Consider the following 17,141-nt stretch of genomic DNA (forward strand, 5'->3'; position numbering starts at 1 on the left):
GAAAGGGCCGCAACGCGGCCCCAGGATTGATGCGCAATAGTTGAAATTGCTGGGGCTGCTTTGCAGCCCTTTCGCGACACAAGGCCGCTCCCACAGAGGATCGCGCCACTTTTTCGGGGGCAGTCCAGGTTCCCTGGGAGCGGGCTGCCCGCCAAGGTAGTCGGGCATGGCCGGCGCACAATCGCTTGCAATCCGTCACATCTCAAAATACTGTATGAATATTCAGTGTCACAGGTCAGCCCCATGCAACTCATCGCCAAACTCGGCATCCTTGCCGATGCTGCCAAGTACGACGCATCCTGCGCCAGCAGCGGCGCGCCCAAGCGCAACTCGCGCGGGGCTGATGGCCTGGGTGCTACCAATGGCATGGGCATCTGTCACAGCTACACCCCCGACGGGCGCTGCGTCTCGCTGCTCAAGGTGCTACTGACCAACTTTTGCCTCTACGACTGCCAGTACTGCGTCAACCGCCGCTCCAGCAACGTGCCACGCGCGCGCTTCAGCCCCGAGGAAGTGGTCCGGCTGACCCTGGACTTCTACCGGCGCAACTGCATCAGCGGCCTGTTCCTCAGCTCCGGCATCATCCGGTCTGCTGACTACACCATGGAGCAGTTGATCCGCGTGGCGAAGCTGTTGCGCGAAGAGCACGACTTCCGTGGCTATATCCACCTCAAGACCATCCCCGATGCCGACCCGTTGCTGATCGAAGAGGCCGGGCGCCTGGCAGACCGGCTCAGCGTCAACATCGAGCTGCCGACCGACGCCAGCCTGAAACGCCTGGCACCGGAGAAACAGGCGCACACCATTCGCCAGGCCATGGGCGTGATCCACCAGGGCCAGCAAGCCGTGGCCCACGAACCCAAGGCGCCGCGCTTTACCCCGGCCGGGCAAAGCACCCAGGTGATCGTCGGGGCCGACAGCACCGATGACAGCACATTGCTGCGCAATGCCGAATCGCTGTACCAAGGCTATGGCCTCAAGCGCGTGTATTACTCCGCCTTCAGCCCCATCCCTGACAGCCCCGGCAGCGTCCCCCTGGCCGCACCACCGCTGCTGCGCGAGCACCGCCTGTACCAGGCTGACTTCCTGCTACGTGGCTATGGCTACAAGGCCGGCGAGCTGCTGGGCCAGAGCGGCAACCTGGCACTGGACATCGACCCCAAGCTGGCCTGGGCGCTGGCCAACCGCGAAGTGTTCCCGCTGGACGTGAACCGTGCCGAGCCGGCGCTACTGGCGCGCATCCCCGGCATCGGCCTGCGCAGCGTGCAGCGCCTGGTAGCCCTGCGACGCGAACGGCGCATTCGCTACGATGACCTGATCCAGCTGCGCTGCGTGCTGGACAAGGCGCGGCCGTTCATTGTCACCAGCGACTACCGCCCGGCCCAGGCCGAGCTGCGCAGCGGCCTGCTGAGGGCGCGCTTGCGTGAGCCGCAGGCGCCGGTGCAGATGGGCTTGTGGGGATGATCGCGCTCGACTGCGACGGCCTGTTCGCCACCTGGCGTGACCAGGCCCGGGTGTTGTTGGGGCATGGCATCGACCCGTCGGAAGTTACCTGGGCACAAGGGCCGGTGGCTGATTTGCTGGCCGTACCGACAGCGCTGCCGGAAGGCTCCGGTCCTTTTCGCGCCAAGGTGCCAGCGGCGCTGCTGAGCCAGCTGGAACAGGCCGCCCGCTACCGTGGCGAGCACCGCTGGAACCTGCTTTACGAGGTACTTTGGCGGGTGGCCCATGGCGACCGCACTGCAATGCTGGCGGGTGACCGACTGGGCAGCGAGCTGCAAAGACGGATCAAGCAGGTCAATCGCGAAGCGCACCACCTGCATGCGTTTGTACGCTTCGTGCCACTACCCGAAGTATTGGCTGAACAGCTGCAACTCGACCTGGTGGCCTATCACGAGCCGGCGCATGACATTCTGGAAAGCGCCAGTGCGCATTTCGCCGACCGCCTGGGGCGTTTGCGCTGGATGATTGCCACGGCGCACGACGGCATACGCTTCGATGGCCAGGCATTCGACTACCAGCGCCAGTGCCCCGAGCCTTGGCGCCAGTGGGCCCGCAACGCCGAAGACCCTGGCGCCGAATTGTGGCGCACCTACTATCGCCATACCTTCAACCCTGCCCGCCTCAACCCCGACGCCTTGCGCCTGCACATGCCCGGGCGGTTCTGGCGTCATTTGCCGGAGGGCATGCTGATTCCGCAGCTCGAAGGCCTGGCTCGGCAAGGCAAGCAACGGGACGGCCAAGCCCTGGAAGTCGCCTCCCAGGCTGGCAAACAGATCAGCAAGCCCACACGGTAGTTGCGTATTCGCAAACCTTGATCAGTGGGGATTTCTTCGCGGGCATGCCCGTCCCCACAGGTATTGCACTGTTCTCAACGTGTGTGGAGATCCTGTGGGAGCGGGCGTGCCCGCGAAGCAGCCAAACCATACTCAAGCCGAACGATCAGCCGCCACAGCCGTCATAACCTGAGCCGCTGCCGACACGCAAAGAGGACGCGAAATGACCCAACCCGACCCGTCATACGTCAAATGGCTCGAAGACCGCGCCATGCTCAGGGCCTCCCAGCAACGCACCCACCTGTACTCGGGCCAGTCGCGCCTGTGGCAACAACCCTACGCCGAAGCCCAGCCCCGCCGCGCCACTGAAATCGCTTCGGTCTGGCTGACCGTCTACCCCGACGCCATTATCGCCCCCGAAGGCTGTTCGGTGCTCGCTGCCCTGGCCCACGAAGCGCTGTGGAAGCGCCTGTCGGAGATCGGCATCCAGGGCCTGCACACCGGCCCGATAAAGTTGTCCGGCGGCATTCGTGGCCGTGAACTCACCCCCAGCGTGGACGGCAACTTCGACCGCATCAGTTTCGACATCGACCCGCTGTACGGCAGCGAGCAGGAGCTGATCCAGATGAGCCGCATGGCCGCCGCACACAACGCCGTGACCATCGACGACCTGATCCCCTCGCACACGGGCAAGGGTGCCGACTTCCGCCTGGCCGAGCTGGCCCACGGCTCCTACCCGGGGCTGTACCACATGGTCGAAATCCGCGAGGAAGACTGGCCGCTGCTGCCCGAAGTGCCTGCCGGGCGCGACGCGGTCAACCTGCTGCCGGCCCAGTGCGACGAGCTCAAGGCCCGCCATTACATCGTCGGCCAGCTGCAACGGGTGATCTTCTTCGAACCAGGTGTGAAGGAAACCGACTGGAGCGCCACGCCGCCGGTGACCGGTGTGGATGGCAAGACCCGGCGCTGGGTGTACCTGCACTACTTCAAGGAAGGCCAGCCGTCGCTCAACTGGCTGGACCCGACCTTCGCCGCCCAGCAGATGATCATTGGCGATGCCCTGCACGCCCTGGACTGCCTGGGTGCACGCGGCCTGCGCCTGGATGCCAACGGCTTTCTCGGCGTGGAGACCCGCGCCAGCGGCACTGCCTGGTCGGAAAGCCACCCACTGTCGATCGTCGGCAACCAGCTGATCGGCGGCATGATCCGCAAGGCCGGTGGTTTCAGCTTCCAGGAACTGAACCTGACCCTCGACGACATCGCGCAGATGTCCAGGGGCGGTGCCGACCTGTCCTACGATTTCATTACCCGGCCGGCCTACCAGCATGCGCTGCTGACCGGCGACACCGAGTTCCTGCGCCTGATGCTCAAGGAGATGCATGCTTTCGGCATCGACCCGGCGTCGCTGATCCATGCCCTGCAGAACCATGACGAGCTGACCGTGGAGCTGGTGCATTTCTGGACCCTGCATGCCCACGACATGTACCTGTACAAAGGCCAGACCTTGCCCGGCGGCATCCTGCGCGAGCACATCCGCGAAGAGATCTACGAACGGCTGTCGGGCGAGCATGCGCCGTACAACCTGCGCTTCGTTACCAATGGCATAGCCTGTACCACGGCCAGCCTGATCGCTGCCGCACTGGGTATCCGCGACCTCGGGCAGATCGGGGTTGCAGAAATCGAGCTGATCCAGAAGGTGCACCTGCTGCTGGTCATGTACAACGCCATGCAGCCGGGGGTGGTGGCGCTGTCCGGCTGGGACCTGGTGGGCGCCCTGCCCTTGCCCGCCGAAGCGGTCGCGCAGCGGATGCTGGATGGCGATACCCGCTGGATTCACCGCGGCGGCTACGACCTGGCCGGGCTGGAGCCGCAGGCCCAGACGTCGGTGCGTGGCATGCCCCGTGCCCGGGCGCTGTATGGCAGCCTGGACAGCCAGCTGGACAACGGCGATTCGTTTGCCTGCAAGGTGAAGAAACTGCTGGCGGTGCGCCAGGCCTATGGCATCGCCACCAGCCGCCAGGTGCTGGTACCTGAAGTCAGCAGCCCCGGCTTGCTGGTAATGGTGCATGAACTGCCGGCCGGGCGTGGCATCCAGATCACTGCGCTGAACTTTGGCCAGGAAGTGATTGCCGAGGAGCTGCAACTGACAGGGTTCACGCCGGGGCCGGTGGTGGACATGATCAATGAAACGGTCGAAGGGGATTTGACCGAGGATGGGCGCCTGATGGTGAACCTGGACCCGTATGAGGCGCTGTGCCTGCGGATCGTCAACAGCAGCGGCCATGTCTGAATTGTAATTGCCCTGCACAGATCCTTGTAGGAGCGGCCTTGTGTCGCGATGGGCTGCGTAGCAGCCCCGGCGATCTATGCTCGGCTAAAAACCCTGGGAGCGCTTCGCACTCCATCGCGACACAAGGCCGCTCCTACAGGCGGTGATATCCCAGAAGCGCTGGTCTGTGCCGCCTTCGCCTCCATTGCCTTCGCCGGTGAAGCTCTGAACGGCAGCCACGCGATACCTGTGGGTTTCAAGTGTCCAGACAAATGGCCGGCTTGCTTTTACCGCTCCACGGGCATAGCGTTCGGAAGTTTTCTTTTCCGTGCCCAGGAGCAACTCCATGTACACCGGCATCGTCCAGGCCGTCCGCCCTCTGCTTGATGTGACCACCTACCCGGGCCACAACCAGTTCACCATCGACCTCACCCCCGAACTGCTCGACGAGCTGAAGATCGGCGCCAGCGTCAGTGTCGAAGGCACCTGCCTGTCGGTCACCGAAATCCACGGCACCCAGGTCAGGTTCGACGCCATGACCGCCACCCTCGAGCGCACCAACCTGCGCAACTTCAAGGCCGGCCAGGGCGTCAACATCGAACGCTCGGCGAAGATGAACGCCGAAGTCGGCGGCCACCTGATGGCCGGCCACATCGCCACCACCGCCGAAATCGTCGAGCTGTCGATCAAGGAAACCGGCGCCTTCATCAAGTTCCGCATGCCACCGGAATGGGGCAAGTACGTGTTCCCGCGCGGCTTCATCGGGGTCAACGGCTGCAGCCTGACCGTAGCCGATGTCGAGGACAATGTGATCACCATCAACCTGATCCCGGAAACCCTGCGCCAGACCACCTTCCCCAGCTACAAGGCCGGCGAGCTGCTCAACATCGAAGTGGACCACCAGACCATGGTGCTGGTCGATGTAGTGGAGCGCACCATCAAGAGCACCCTGGCCCGCGAAATGCCTCGCTGAGTTCCCGAGGATGCTGCCCAACACCCTTCCCGCGCGCACAGCCAAGCGGCTGCGGCTGCAGATGCTGCGTGGTCGCGTGGGCCTCGGCCTGGTCGCCGGCCTGTCCGTACTTGCCGGCATGACCGATGCCATCGGCCTGCTGGCGCTGGGCGACTTCGTGTCGTTCATGAGTGGCAACACCACGCGCCTGGCCGTCGCCATCAGCGATGCGGACCTGGCCCTGGTGCTGCGCCTGAGTGCTGCTGTGCTGGGCTTCGTCGTCGGCAACGCCCTGGGCGTGCTGCTGGCGCGCGCTTTCCGCCGTCGGGCGTGGCCGGTGCTGCTGGTAGTCGCTGCCCTGCTGGGCTTTGCAGCCGCATGGCCCTTGGCAGCCACCTTTCCAGCGCTGCTCGCTGCCACACTGGCCATGGGCATGATCAATGCCGTGGTCGAACAGGTGAACGGCCTGCCCATCGGCCTGACCTACGTCACCGGCGCCCTGTCACGCTTCGGTCGTGGGCTGGGGCGCTGGCTGCTGGGCGAGCGGCGCAATGGCTGGCGGGTGCAACTGGTGCCTTGGGCCGGCATGCTGCTGGGCGCCGCGCTGGGTGCCTGGCTGGAGCACCACCTGGGCCTGCAGGCACTGACCGGCAGCTGTGCGCTGGCCTGCGTGCTGGCCCTGGTGTCGCGGTTCATTCCACGGACCTGGCAGCGTGGCTACATGCCACACTGATCACTCGATGCGCGGGTGCTGCTGCACCAGCAACTTGCGCTTGGCCTCCAGTTCGGCAATCTGCGCATCGATGTCCTCGATCCTTTGCTCGATGTTGTCGTGGTGCTCCTGCAGCAGCTCACGCGCTTCCTCGATATCCGATGCTGCCGGTGCCGCGCCGCGCAGCGGCTTGTTGGCGGTTTCCTTCATGGTCAGGCCGGTGACCAGCCCCACGGCGGCGATCACCATCAGGTAATAGGCCGGCATGTACAGGTTGCCAGTACTTTCCACCAGCCAGGCGGCGATGGTCGGGGTGAGGCCGGCGATCAGCACCGAGATATTGAAGGCGCTGGCGAGGGCGCTGTAGCGGATGTGCGTGGGGAACATTGCCGGTAGCGTCGAGGCCATCACGCCGATGAAGAAGTTCAGCAGTACGGCAATGATCAGCAACCCGGCAAAAATCACCCCCAGCACGCCGCTGTTGATCAGCATGAATGCCGGGATGGCCAGCACCAACAGGCCGATACTGCCGACGATGATGAACGGTCGACGGCCGAACTTGTCGCTGAGCAGCCCGATCATCGGCTGCACGAACAGCATGCCGACCATGATCGCGATGATGATCAGCACGCCATGGTCTTCGCTGTAGTGCAGGTTGTGCGACAGGTAGCTGGGCATGTACGTGAGCAGCATGTAGTAGGTGACGTTGGTCGCGATCACCACGCCAATGCAGGTCACCAGGCTGCGCCAGTGTTGGGTGGCCACTTCCCTGAACGACACCTTGGGCCCGGTCGCCAGGCCTTCGCGGTCGCCTTTCTCCAGCTTGTCGACGTGCTGCTGGAAGGCTGGCGTCTCCTCAAGCGCATGGCGCAGGTACAGGCCGATGATGCCCAGCGGCAAGGCGAGGAAGAACGGCAGGCGCCAACCCCATTCGAGGAACTTGTCCTCACCCAGCACCGTAGAGATCAACACCACCACACCGGCACCCAACACAAATCCGGCAATCGAGCCGAAGTCCAGCCAACTGCCGAGAAACCCCCGTTTTCGGTCAGGGGCATATTCGGCGACGAAGATCGACGCGCCGGTGTACTCGCCCCCCACCGAGAAGCCCTGGGCCATCTTGGCCAGCAGCAGCAGGATCGGCGCCCAGATACCGATGCTGGCATAGGACGGTATCAGGCCGATGGCGAAGGTGCTGAGCGACATGATCACGATGGTCGCAGCGAGGATTTTCTGCCGCCCGAAGCGGTCACCCAAGGCACCGAAGAACAGCCCGCCCAGAGGCCTGATCAGAAACGGCACCGAGAACGTGGCCAACGCCGCGATCATCTGCACGCTCGGGTCGGCATTGGGGAAGAAAACCTTGCCCAGGGCGTAGGCGACGAAGCCGTAGACGCCGAAGTCGAACCACTCCATGGCATTGCCCAGGGCTGCCGCGGTGATTGCCTTGCGCATCTTGGCGTCGTCGACAATGGTGATGTCCTTCAGGCCGATTGGCTGGAGGCTTTTCTTGCGAGGTTTCATGTCCGTATCCCTGTCGATGAATGCTCTAAGGGATGAGATACAACGGGACACTAAATAATTCAGCGCTTACGGTTTTTTTGTGCTTTTCCTCACCGGTTGCGGCACAGGCAAAAAAAAACCGCTGCGATGGCAGCGGCTTGTATGGGCAACGGCTCGCGGTCAGATGCCTTCGCGGGCCAGGTCCATGGCGAAGTAGGTGAGGATCAGGTCGGCACCGGCACGCTTGATCGCGCCAATGCTTTCACGCACCACACGGCCTTCATCGATGGCGCCAGCCAGGCCGCCGAACTTGATCATCGCGTACTCGCCGCTCACCTGGTACGCCGCCAGCGGCAGGCGCGAGGCGGCACGGATATCGGCGATCACATCGAGGTAGGCACCGGCCGGCTTGACCATCAGCACATCCGCCCCTTCCTGCTCGTCGAGCAGCGACTCACGCACGGCTTCGCGGCGGTTCATCGGGTTCATCTGGTAGCTCTTGCGGTCGCCCTTCAGCGCGGTACCACCGGCTTCACGGAACGGGCCATACAGCGACGAGGCGAACTTGGTGGAATAGGCCATGATCGCTGTGTCGTGGAAGCCGGCACCATCCAGCGCGCTGCGGATGGCCTGGACCTGGCCGTCCATCGCCGCCGACGGGGCAATGAAGTCGGCACCAGCAGCAGCGGCGATGACCGCCTGCTTGCCCAGGTTGGCCAGGGTGGCGTCGTTGTCCACGCCGTGGTCGTGCAGCACGCCGCAGTGGCCGTGGCTGGTGTATTCGCAGAAGCAGGTGTCGGACATCACCACCATTTCCGGCACGGTGTCCTTGCAGATGCGCGACATGCGCGCGACCAGGCCGTTTTCGTTCCAGGTGTCGCTGCCGACGGCGTCCAGGTTGTGCGAAACGCCAAAGGTCATCACCGACTTGATACCGGCGCGGGCATAGCGCTCGATTTCCTGGGCCAGCAGCTTCTCGGGGATGCGGTTGACGCCCGGCATGCTGGTGATCGGCACGAAGTCATCGATGCCCTCTTCGACGAAGATCGGCAGGATCAGGTCTTCAAGGCGGAACTCGGTTTCCTGGAAGATCGTGCGCAGGGACTCGTTCTGGCGCAGGCGGCGTGGACGAACGGACGGGAATTGGTTGGACATGACAGCTCCAGGGAATTTGAACGGCGTATACCTTATGCCTGTCACGCGCCAGTGAAAAGGCCAGATGACGAGATATTGTCTTGCGTCAAAGGCAATGGCTGCATTTTTCCTGTGCCGGCCTCTTCGCGGGCATGCCCGCCCCCACAAGTACAGCGCGATTCCTGTGGGAGCGGGCGTGCCCGCGAAGAGGCCGGCACAGGCAACACATCACTGCAGCCAGGGCGGCGCAGGCTCCTCTGCCCTGGCCGCCCCATGCTCAGCCTCGGCCCGCGCGGCGCGCCGGCGCGCATCATCCAGCCGGGCCGCATCGATCTCGCGCATCACCCCGGCCACGTCAGCCGCATGCTCGTCATCCTCGAACAGCCCCGTCAGCGGGCTGTCCGGGCGCAGTTCGCCCGCCTCGTACAAGGCCCACATTTCCTGCGCATACCGGGTGCTTTTCAGCTCCGGCGCAAAGCGCCCGAAATAATGGGCCATGTTGGCCACATCGCGCTGCAGCATGCTGAAGGCATGGTTGTTGGCCGCTGCATCCACCGCCTGCGGCAGGTCGATGATCACCGGCCCGTCCGGGCCAAGCAGCACGTTGAACTCCGACAGGTCGCCATGCACCAGCCCGGCACACAGCATCAACACGATCTGGCGAATGACGAAGGCATGGAACGCCCGGGCATCCTCGGCCTCGAGGTGCACGTCGTTCAGGCGCGGGGCCGCGTCACCGTCGGCATCGGTCACCAGCTCCATCAACAGCACGCCGTCCTGGAAATCGTAAGGCTTGGGAACCCTCACGCCAGCGCCGGCCAGGCGGAACAGCGCCGCCACTTCGGCGTTCTGCCAAGCGTCTTCGGCTTCCTTGCGGCCGTACTTGCTGCCCTTGGCCATCGCCCGGGCCTGACGGCTGTTGCGAACCTTGCGGCCTTCCTGGTACTCGGCAGCCTGGCGGAAACTGCGCTTGTTGGCTTCTTTATAAACCTTGGCGCAGCGCACCTGGCTGCCACAGCGCACCACATACACGGCGGCTTCCTTGCCACTCATCAACGGCCGCAGTACTTCGTCGACCAGGCCGTCTTCGATCAGGGGTTCGATTCTTTTGGGTGTCTTCATCAGGCTGCGTTCGGGGTCCTGGCTGTGATGACGGACATCCTCTCACAGCCTGATGCGACTTGCTCGTCTGTCTTCAGGCCGAACGGCTCAGGCGCCCTGCCCTACGCGGCCAACCACCACCTCGCGCGCCCGGCGCCGTGTGACCAGAAGGCCCGAACACACCACCAGCACCGCCAGCACCATGGTCGATACCACTTCAAGGCGGTGGTCCGGGCGGAACAGCATCAGCACCAGCACGCCACTGATGAACAGGATCACGCCCCACGTCAGCCAAGGGAACAGCCACATGCGGTAGCCCAGTGTCTTGCCCTGTGCGGTCAGACGCTGGCGCAGGCGCAGCTGGGAAACGGCTATCACCAGGTACACCAGCAAGGCAATGGCGCCGGAGCTTGCCATGAGGAAGCCGAACACCTTGGCCGGTACCAGGTAGTTGGCGATCACCGCCAGGAAAGCTGCGCCAGTGGACAGCAGCACAGCTACCACGGGGGTGCCGCTGCGGCTGGTCACCTGGGCACAGGCCGGCGCATCACCGCGGCGGCTCAGCGAGTAGACCATGCGCGACGCGGTATACAGCGACGAGTTGAGGCAGCTGGTCACCGACGTCAGCACCACGAAATCGATGATGGCCTTGGCATTCGGCACGCCAAGGGTATCCAGTACCGTGACATAGGAACCTTCGGTGGCCAGGCGCGGGTCGGTCCACGGCACCAGCGCGATGACGATGAAGATCGACAGGATATAGAACAGGGTGATCCGCCAGATCACCGAGTTGGTGGCCTTGGAAATATGCTTGCCCGCTTCGTCGGATTCGGCCGCGGCGATGGTCACCACCTCGGCGCCGAGGAACGAGAACATGGTAATCAGCATGGCGCTGAGCACCGCACCAAAACCGTTGGGCATGAAGCCGCCGCTATCCCACAGGCGCGACACGCCGCTGACACCAGAGCCTGGCAGCAGGCCGAAGATGGCGCACACCCCCAGCGCGATGAAACTGACGATGGCCACCACCTTCACCAACGCCAGCCAGAACTCGAACTCACCGTAGTTCTTCACGCTGAACAGGTTGGTGGCGGTCAGCAACAGGGTGATCACCAACGACAAGACCCAGATCTCCAGCTGCGGGACCCAGGAATTGATGATGGTGGCGGCGATATTGGCCTCGATGGGGATGATCAGTACCCAGAACCACCAGTACAGCCAGCCGATGGTGTAGCCGGCCCACTTGCCGATGGCGAGGTCGGCATAGGTAGAGAACGAACCGGTGTCCGGCGAGGCAACGGCCATTTCGGCCAGCATGCGCATCACCAGCACCACCAGCGCGCCAGCCAGAATATAGGCCAGGATGGTGGCTGGCCCTGCTTCGGCAATCGCACGGCCGGAGCCGACGAACAGGCCGGCACCGATCACGCCGGCAATGGACAGCATGGTGACATGCCGGGATTTCAATCCATGACTCAAATTGTTCTTGTGGGTTTGCATGGCGCTACCTTGTTGTTTTTGTCATGCCCACGCAGGGGCCGCCGGCTTGCACGTCACCGACGCAGGCGCGAAAAAGCCCGCCCTGCCCCAGGTGGTGAGTAGGGCAGTACGGGTTGAGTAAAACGAAACCGCAGAACGTATTACGGGTAGGTCAGCCGGCAGCCCGCTGACGAGGCGCCAGGTCGGCCTTGGGGAAACTGCCGCCCTGGCGGCCGACCTGCTCGCATACCTTGTCGACGATGTAGGCGCCGATCGGGATGGCGGAGGTGGCGGCCGGCGACGGTGCGTTGCACACGTTGACGCTGCGAGCGGTGTTGACGAACAGGAAGTCGTCGATCAGCTTGCCGTCACGCGACACGGCCTGGGCACGCACGCCGGCCGGGTAAGGCGTGAGGTCGGCCTTGGTGATGCTCGGGCAGTACTTCTGGACCTGCTTGAGGTAGCCACCCTTGAACAGCGAGTTCTTCATCTCGATCAGGCCAGGGCGGAAGTTCTTCGCCAGCACCTTGAGGATGCCGGGGGTGGTCAAGGTCTGGAACAGGTCGCCGGGGCTGACATCGCGCTTGCGGTAGCCCTCGCGCTTCATCGCCAGCACGGCGTTGGGGCCAACGGTGACGGTGCCGTCGATCATGCGTGTCAGGTGCACGCCCAGGAACGGCATGGACGGGTCGGGAATCGGGTAGATCAGGTGGTTGACGATCTGGTTGTGCTGCTTGGGCAGCAGGTAGTACTCGCCACGGAACGGGCAAATGACGAATTCGGTACGCAGGCCCAGCATGCTCACCACGCGGTCGGCCATCAGGCCCGAGCAGGTCACCAGGAAACGGCTGCGCAATTCGTCACCCTGCGTGCGCACGACCACTTCGCTGGCCAGCTCCTGCAGGCCGACCACCTCGGCGCCATAGCGGATTTCACCGCCGGCGCGCTGGAACTCGGCGCCCATGGCCGCAGTCACTTCGGCGTAATTGACGATGCCGCTGGAGGGCACGAAGATGCCGCCCATGCCAACGATATTGGGCTCGCGCTCGCGCAGCTCGGCCGCCGACAGCCAGTAGCGCTCAAGGCCATTGGCCGCGGTGCGCTCCCACAGCGCCTTCATGCGCTGCATTTCCAGGTCGTTGGTGGCCACCAGCAGCTTGCCGCACTCATCGAAGCGGATACCGTGCTGGGTGCAGAAGGCCTTGGTGGCCTTGTTGCCTTCCAGGCAGAAGCGCGCCTTGAGGCTGCCGGGGGTGTAATACACGCCGGCGTGGATCACGCCGCTGTTGTGGCCGGTCTGGTGGCGGGCCGGGCCGGACTCTTTCTCCAGCAGGAGAATCTTCGCATCCGGGTAGACCTTGATCAGGTGCATGGCCGTGGACATGCCCACAATGCCACCGCCAATGATGATGAAATCGTACACAGCCTTACCTCACACGCAGGCATTGCCTGACTGGCTCACCAAGGCCCGCGCGGGCCCTGGTGGCATCGTTTTGTGCAAAGGCGCGTGGGCGGGCGCCCGCCCCGCGCCCTGTCATTATTGCCCGCGCTGGTACAGCGGTTTGGGGAAGGCCACGTAGCCGCGCTGGCGCATCAGCTCGCGGCGTAGGCCTTCGTGCGGCGTGAAGCGGTCGCGGCCATGCAGCCAGAACAGGTTGTTGATCAGCAGGAAGCTACCCACGCCAACCGGTACCGAAAGCTTCTTCTCGCTGCCTTCCAGCGATTCGGACAAGGCGTTCAGCCAGATGCCCTCCTCGTAGTTTTCCGGCTGCACGAACTGGTCGATGTAGCGCATGGTCGGGCGGCCTTCGGCATCGGTGTCGAATACCGAGTGGAACACATCCTCGGACACCTTCTTGCTTGGCGGTGCGGTCCAGCGCATCTCGCGACGGGCCAGCGGGTGGCGGAAGAATTCGTCGCACTGTTCCCAGTCGTCCAGGTGCAGCAGCAGCGAGTTGCCGCCTTCCATGTTCTTTTCGTCGATCTTCAGCATCAGCACGTAGTCGGTGATCTGGTTGACGAAGGTGCCGTCGTTGTGCAGCTCCATGACCCGGTGCGGCTGGCGCAGGTAGCTGTCGGAGTTGTCGGTGTTGACCACCACGAAGCGGGCGTAGAACTGGCCACTCATGGCGTCGTAGTTGGAGCGGCCGATCAGGTGCGCGCAGGCGGTTGTGAACTTGACCATGTCCTCGGCCTGGCTCACGTCATCCAGGCCGACCGGGGTGATCAGCATGCCGCCGCTGGCGCGATTGAGGATGGTATTGAGCAGCACCGGCCGCAGGGTGCCCTGGCACAGCTCGTCGAGGATCTCGCCAACCCGGAAGCGCAGGAACGACTTGTACTCCAGCGCCTGCACCGGCCACTGGGCAACAGCCTGGACGAACGCTTCGACCGTTTCGCGGGCAAAGGTGAGCTCAAGCAGGCGCGGCGACTGTTTCGAGGGGGCGATGGTGAAACCACGCGGTTCGAGCGGCAGTGGCATCACAAGTTCGTCGATCTGCGTAAAAGCGTTCATGGCAGTGTCCTGGCAGAGAAAGTGAGTGGCGCCGTCCGGTCATGACCTGGATCAGTGCGGGCGAGCTAAAATTATCGCCATAAACGCAAAATGTCTACATTTTTATTTTTCAAAGACAAAATGCGTGTTTGTCCATTGTTTTTCGCCAGCGAATGCTTTCGGTATGATCGACAAAACCGTTTGAGGAACAGGACCTTGGAAGCGCTCGCCCCCCGACAAAACTCAGCATTCAGCGGGTATGAGAGGCTCAAGAAGGACATCATCCGCGGCGTGTTCAAGCCCGGAGAAAAGCTGTTGATGAGCACCCTGAAGGAACGCTACGACCTGGGCGTGGGCCCGCTGCGCGAAGCACTGTCGCAGCTGGTGGCCGAGCACCTGGTCAACGCGATCAGCCAGAAGGGCTACCGTGTGGCGCCCATGTCGCTGGACGAGATGAACGACATCTACGATGCCCGCGCCAACCTGGAGGCGATGATCATCACCCTGGCCATCGAACGTGGCGACGACGCCTGGGAGGCGTCGGTACTGGCCCACTCGCATACCCTGGCCAAGGTGGTGGAAGTGAAGACCCGCGAGCAACGCCTGGATGTATGGGACGAACGGCACAAGGCGTTCCACACGGCCATTGCCTCAGGCTGCGGCTCCAAGCACCTGCTGCAGGCGCGCACCTACCTGTTCGACCAGGCCGAGCGCTACCGGCACCTGTGGCTGACCCAGACGGTGTTTTCCGAACAGGCCCTGGAGCTCAAGCGCCAGGAGCATGCGGCATTGGTCGAGGTGATTCTGGCCCGGGACGCCAAGCGCGCCAGCGCCATGATGCGTTCGCACCTGATGACTCCGGTGCCGATCATTGCGCAGATCATGCATGCCGAGGGTATCGGCGCACGCTGAGCGCTTTGCCCTGGCCTGCGCGGTCCTTTGTAGGAGCGGCCTTGTGTCGCGAAAGGGCTGCGAAGCAGCCCCGGCAATTTGTGCATTTGTGCTGAAATCCCGGGGCTGCTGCGCAGCCCATTCGCGACACAAGGCCGCTCCTACAAGGGGGCGGTCAGCCGGTCAGGTGGCCAGATGAATTTTTCTTAAATCGCCGTTTGGCTATTCTTTGGCACAATCAAGTCTCCATTAGATGCCCGGGAACCAGCATGCCTCGCGTACTGACCATCGAAGACGACGCCGTCACCGGCCAGGAAATCGTCGCCGAACTTACCAGCCACGGCCTTGAGGTGGATTGGGCCGACAATGGCCGTGAAGGCCTGGCCAAGGCCATTGCCGGCGGCTACGACCTGATTACCCTGGACCGCATGCTGCCCGAGGTCGATGGCCTGACCATCGTCACCACCCTGCGCAGCCTCAAGATCGCCACGCCGATCCTGATGATCAGCGCCCTCTCCGACGTCGACGAGCGGGTACGCGGCCTGCGTGCCGGGGGTGACGACTACCTGACCAAACCGTTCGCCTCCGACGAGATGGCCGCGCGGGTCGAAGTGCTGCTGCGCCGCAACAGCGTGCCCATGACCCAGACCCGCCTGCAGGTCGCCGACTTGCAACTGGACCTGATCAGCCACGAAGCCCGCCGTGGCGAACAGACCCTCAACCTGCTGCCCACCGAGTACAAGCTGCTGGAGTACCTGATGCGCCATAGCGGCCAGGTGATCACGCGGATGATGATTTTCGAGGAAGTCTGGGGCTACCACTTCGACCCGGGCACCAACCTGATCGACGTACACATCGGTCGCCTGCGCAAGAAAATCGACTCGCCCGGCCAGTCGCCGCTGATCCGTACGGTACGGGGCTCCGGCTATGCCATTGCTGAACCCGTCTAAGGGCTGGAGCTCCTCGACCAGCCGCCTGCTGGCGCTGTACAGCTTTCTGTTCGTGGCCTGGAGCAGCATCCTCATGGGGGTGCTGTACTTCGAGGTGTCCAGCTACCTGAACAAACTCACCCGCCATTCGATGCTGCAGCGCCAGCACCTGTTCGCGCACATGAGCGGCAAACAGCTGGACGACGCCCTGGTCGCCAGCCAGGCCTTCGAAGAGCGCAGCTTCGACGCCTACGGCCTGTTCGACAACCAGCTAAACCCGATCGGCGGGCGCATTCGCGCCATCCCGCCAGAGCTGGGGCTGGACGGCAAGGTTCACGAACTCAAGCGCTGCCTGGACGCCGACGACCCGCACATGCCGCGTGACAGCTGCGATGCGGTGGCGATCAAGGTGCAGGATGGCCGCTGGCTGGTGCTGGTGCGCGACAACGGATCGCTGTTCGTGGTCACCCGGATCATCCTGCATGCCCTGCTCTGGGGGATCTCGCTGACCCTGATCCCAGGCTTTGCCGGCTGGTACCTGCTCAGGCGCCGCCCGCTCAAGCGCATTCGCGCGATCCAGGCCCAGGCCGAACTGATCGTCGCCGGCGACCTTACCCACCGCCTGCCGCTGTCGGCCCGGCGTGACGAGCTGGACATGCTGGCGGCCATCGTCAACGCCATGCTCGACCGCATCGAACGGCTGATGCACGAGGTCAAGGGCGTATGCGACAACATCGCCCACGACCTGCGCACCCCGCTCACCCGCCTGCGCGCCCAGCTGTACCGCATTCGCCAGCAAAGTGACGCTGACTCCACCCAGGCCGAGGCACTGGACCAGGCCATTAGCGAAACCGACACCCTGATGGCGCGTTTTCGCGGGTTGTTGCGCATCAGCGAACTGGAAGACCGCCAGCGGCGGGCCGGTTTCGTCCAGCTTGACCCGCACGAGTTGCTGGTCGAGCTGCACGACTTCTACTTGCCGTTGGCAGAAGATGGCGGCATCCGCCTGGAACTGCAGCAGCCAACCGAACTGCCGGCATTGCATGGTGACCGCGAACTGCTGTTCGAGGCACTGGCCAACCTGGTGGGCAACGGCATCAAGTTCACCCCCGAGGGTGGGCTGGTGCGGATAACGGCGACGCAGGACGACAACGGCCTGCACCTGGCCATCGAGGACAGCGGGCCGGGTATTCCGAAAGAGGAACGCGCGGCAGTGCTGAAGCGCTTCTACCGTAGCGATGAAGGCCACCGCCATGCAGGGTTCGGGCTGGGGTTGTCAATCGTTGCGGCGATCGTCGACCTGCATGGGTTCGGGCTGGAGGTGGAGGAAAGCGAGCTGGGTGGGGCGAGGCTGGTACTGCACTGCCCGCTTGCGGGGCTGGTCAAGTAAAGGCCGGGGGC

At 63.7% G+C, this 17,141-nt stretch carries 15 protein-coding genes; 8 read left to right on the plus strand and 7 right to left on the minus strand.

Annotated elements, in window-relative coordinates; genetic code table 11:
• The first annotated feature begins 243 nt into the window (after positions 1-243).
• The 3 genes from ACGLHT_RS22390 (at position 244) to treS (ending at position 4,566) form a co-directional block, all read left to right on the plus strand.
• Positions 244-1,464, plus strand: coding sequence for a putative DNA modification/repair radical SAM protein (locus tag ACGLHT_RS22390; RefSeq protein WP_075045108.1), 1,221 nt, complete (start codon positions 244-246; stop codon positions 1,462-1,464).
• Positions 1,455-2,297, plus strand: a complete 843-nt coding sequence (locus ACGLHT_RS22395; RefSeq protein ID WP_025338955.1) for a TIGR03915 family putative DNA repair protein — start codon at positions 1,455-1,457, stop codon at positions 2,295-2,297. Before ACGLHT_RS22390 ends, ACGLHT_RS22395 begins: the two co-directional genes overlap by 10 nt.
• 202 nt (positions 2,298-2,499) lie before the next feature.
• A complete protein-coding gene (treS, locus tag ACGLHT_RS22400; RefSeq protein ID WP_274120905.1) occupies positions 2,500-4,566 on the plus strand; it encodes a maltose alpha-D-glucosyltransferase in 2,067 nt (688 codons plus the stop codon).
• A gap of 84 nt (positions 4,567-4,650) precedes the next feature.
• Here the strand turns inward: treS and ACGLHT_RS22405 are convergent, their stop codons facing one another.
• Complete coding sequence (locus ACGLHT_RS22405) at positions 4,651-4,893, minus strand: hypothetical protein (RefSeq protein ID WP_137163793.1); 243 nt, start codon at positions 4,891-4,893, stop codon at positions 4,651-4,653.
• Here ACGLHT_RS22405 and ACGLHT_RS22410 point away from each other — a divergent pair.
• Entirely contained in the window at positions 4,892-5,518 is a 627-nt protein-coding gene (locus ACGLHT_RS22410) for a riboflavin synthase subunit alpha (protein WP_075045104.1), read from the plus strand. The two genes, ACGLHT_RS22405 and ACGLHT_RS22410, sit on opposite strands and share 2 nt — an antisense overlap.
• A gap of 10 nt (positions 5,519-5,528) precedes the next feature.
• A complete protein-coding gene (locus tag ACGLHT_RS22415; RefSeq protein WP_025338952.1) occupies positions 5,529-6,230 on the plus strand; it encodes a YoaK family protein in 702 nt (233 codons plus the stop codon).
• Here the strand turns inward: ACGLHT_RS22415 and proP are convergent, their stop codons facing one another.
• The 6 genes from proP to glaH all read right to left on the minus strand — a co-directional run bounded on the left by proP (position 6,231) and on the right by glaH (position 13,941).
• Positions 6,231-7,733: a glycine betaine/L-proline transporter ProP gene (proP, locus tag ACGLHT_RS22420; RefSeq protein ID WP_075045102.1), complete on the minus strand. Its 1,503-nt coding sequence runs from the start codon at positions 7,731-7,733 to the stop codon at positions 6,231-6,233.
• 159 nt (positions 7,734-7,892) lie between these two features.
• Complete coding sequence (gene hemB / locus ACGLHT_RS22425) at positions 7,893-8,867, minus strand: porphobilinogen synthase (protein ID WP_013972900.1); 975 nt, start codon at positions 8,865-8,867, stop codon at positions 7,893-7,895.
• Positions 8,868-9,074: 207 nt separating this feature from the next.
• Complete coding sequence (locus ACGLHT_RS22430) at positions 9,075-9,968, minus strand: PA4780 family RIO1-like protein kinase (RefSeq protein ID WP_025338950.1); 894 nt, start codon at positions 9,966-9,968, stop codon at positions 9,075-9,077.
• Between the two features lie 87 nt (positions 9,969-10,055).
• Positions 10,056-11,447, minus strand: coding sequence for a GABA permease (gene gabP / locus ACGLHT_RS22435; RefSeq protein WP_025338949.1), 1,392 nt, complete (start codon positions 11,445-11,447; stop codon positions 10,056-10,058).
• 151 nt (positions 11,448-11,598) lie between these two features.
• Positions 11,599-12,849, minus strand: coding sequence for an L-2-hydroxyglutarate oxidase (lhgO, locus tag ACGLHT_RS22440; RefSeq protein ID WP_025338948.1), 1,251 nt, complete (start codon positions 12,847-12,849; stop codon positions 11,599-11,601).
• A 114-nt stretch (positions 12,850-12,963) separates the two neighbouring features.
• Positions 12,964-13,941 (minus strand): glutarate dioxygenase GlaH, encoded by a 978-nt coding sequence (gene glaH / locus ACGLHT_RS22445; RefSeq protein WP_075045100.1) that lies wholly within the window; start codon positions 13,939-13,941, stop codon positions 12,964-12,966.
• 195 nt (positions 13,942-14,136) lie between these two features.
• Between glaH and csiR the strand changes: the two genes are divergently transcribed.
• The 3 genes from csiR (at position 14,137) to ACGLHT_RS22460 (ending at position 17,130) form a co-directional block, all read left to right on the plus strand.
• Positions 14,137-14,832, plus strand: coding sequence for a DNA-binding transcriptional regulator CsiR (gene csiR, locus ACGLHT_RS22450; RefSeq protein ID WP_015270630.1), 696 nt, complete (start codon positions 14,137-14,139; stop codon positions 14,830-14,832).
• Between the two features lie 248 nt (positions 14,833-15,080).
• Positions 15,081-15,761: a response regulator transcription factor gene (locus ACGLHT_RS22455; protein WP_025338946.1), complete on the plus strand. Its 681-nt coding sequence runs from the start codon at positions 15,081-15,083 to the stop codon at positions 15,759-15,761.
• Complete coding sequence (locus ACGLHT_RS22460; protein WP_274079661.1) at positions 15,739-17,130, plus strand: HAMP domain-containing sensor histidine kinase; 1,392 nt, start codon at positions 15,739-15,741, stop codon at positions 17,128-17,130. Before ACGLHT_RS22455 ends, ACGLHT_RS22460 begins: the two co-directional genes overlap by 23 nt.
• Positions 17,131-17,141: the final 11 nt, after the last annotated feature.

Source organism: Pseudomonas sp. PsB, assembly GCF_043658375.1.
Classification (GTDB): Bacteria; Pseudomonadota; Gammaproteobacteria; order Pseudomonadales; family Pseudomonadaceae; genus Aquipseudomonas; species Aquipseudomonas putida_Z.

Coding starts and splice junctions, on each gene's coding strand:
- treS (WP_274120905.1), top strand. CDS start 2,500: ATGACCCAACCCGACCCGTCATACGTCAAATGGCTCGAAGACCGCGCC.
- gabP (WP_025338949.1), bottom strand. CDS start 11,447: ATGCAAACCCACAAGAACAATTTGAGTCATGGATTGAAATCCCGGCAT.
- ACGLHT_RS22410 (WP_075045104.1), top strand. CDS start 4,892: ATGTACACCGGCATCGTCCAGGCCGTCCGCCCTCTGCTTGATGTGACC.
- ACGLHT_RS22455 (WP_025338946.1), top strand. CDS start 15,081: ATGCCTCGCGTACTGACCATCGAAGACGACGCCGTCACCGGCCAGGAA.
- ACGLHT_RS22415 (WP_025338952.1), top strand. CDS start 5,529: ATGCTGCCCAACACCCTTCCCGCGCGCACAGCCAAGCGGCTGCGGCTG.
- ACGLHT_RS22405 (WP_137163793.1), bottom strand. CDS start 4,893: ATGGAGTTGCTCCTGGGCACGGAAAAGAAAACTTCCGAACGCTATGCC.
- ACGLHT_RS22460 (WP_274079661.1), top strand. CDS start 15,739: ATGCCATTGCTGAACCCGTCTAAGGGCTGGAGCTCCTCGACCAGCCGC.
- glaH (WP_075045100.1), bottom strand. CDS start 13,941: ATGAACGCTTTTACGCAGATCGACGAACTTGTGATGCCACTGCCGCTC.
- ACGLHT_RS22430 (WP_025338950.1), bottom strand. CDS start 9,968: ATGAAGACACCCAAAAGAATCGAACCCCTGATCGAAGACGGCCTGGTC.
- proP (WP_075045102.1), bottom strand. CDS start 7,733: ATGAAACCTCGCAAGAAAAGCCTCCAGCCAATCGGCCTGAAGGACATC.
- ACGLHT_RS22390 (WP_075045108.1), top strand. CDS start 244: ATGCAACTCATCGCCAAACTCGGCATCCTTGCCGATGCTGCCAAGTAC.
- hemB (WP_013972900.1), bottom strand. CDS start 8,867: ATGTCCAACCAATTCCCGTCCGTTCGTCCACGCCGCCTGCGCCAGAAC.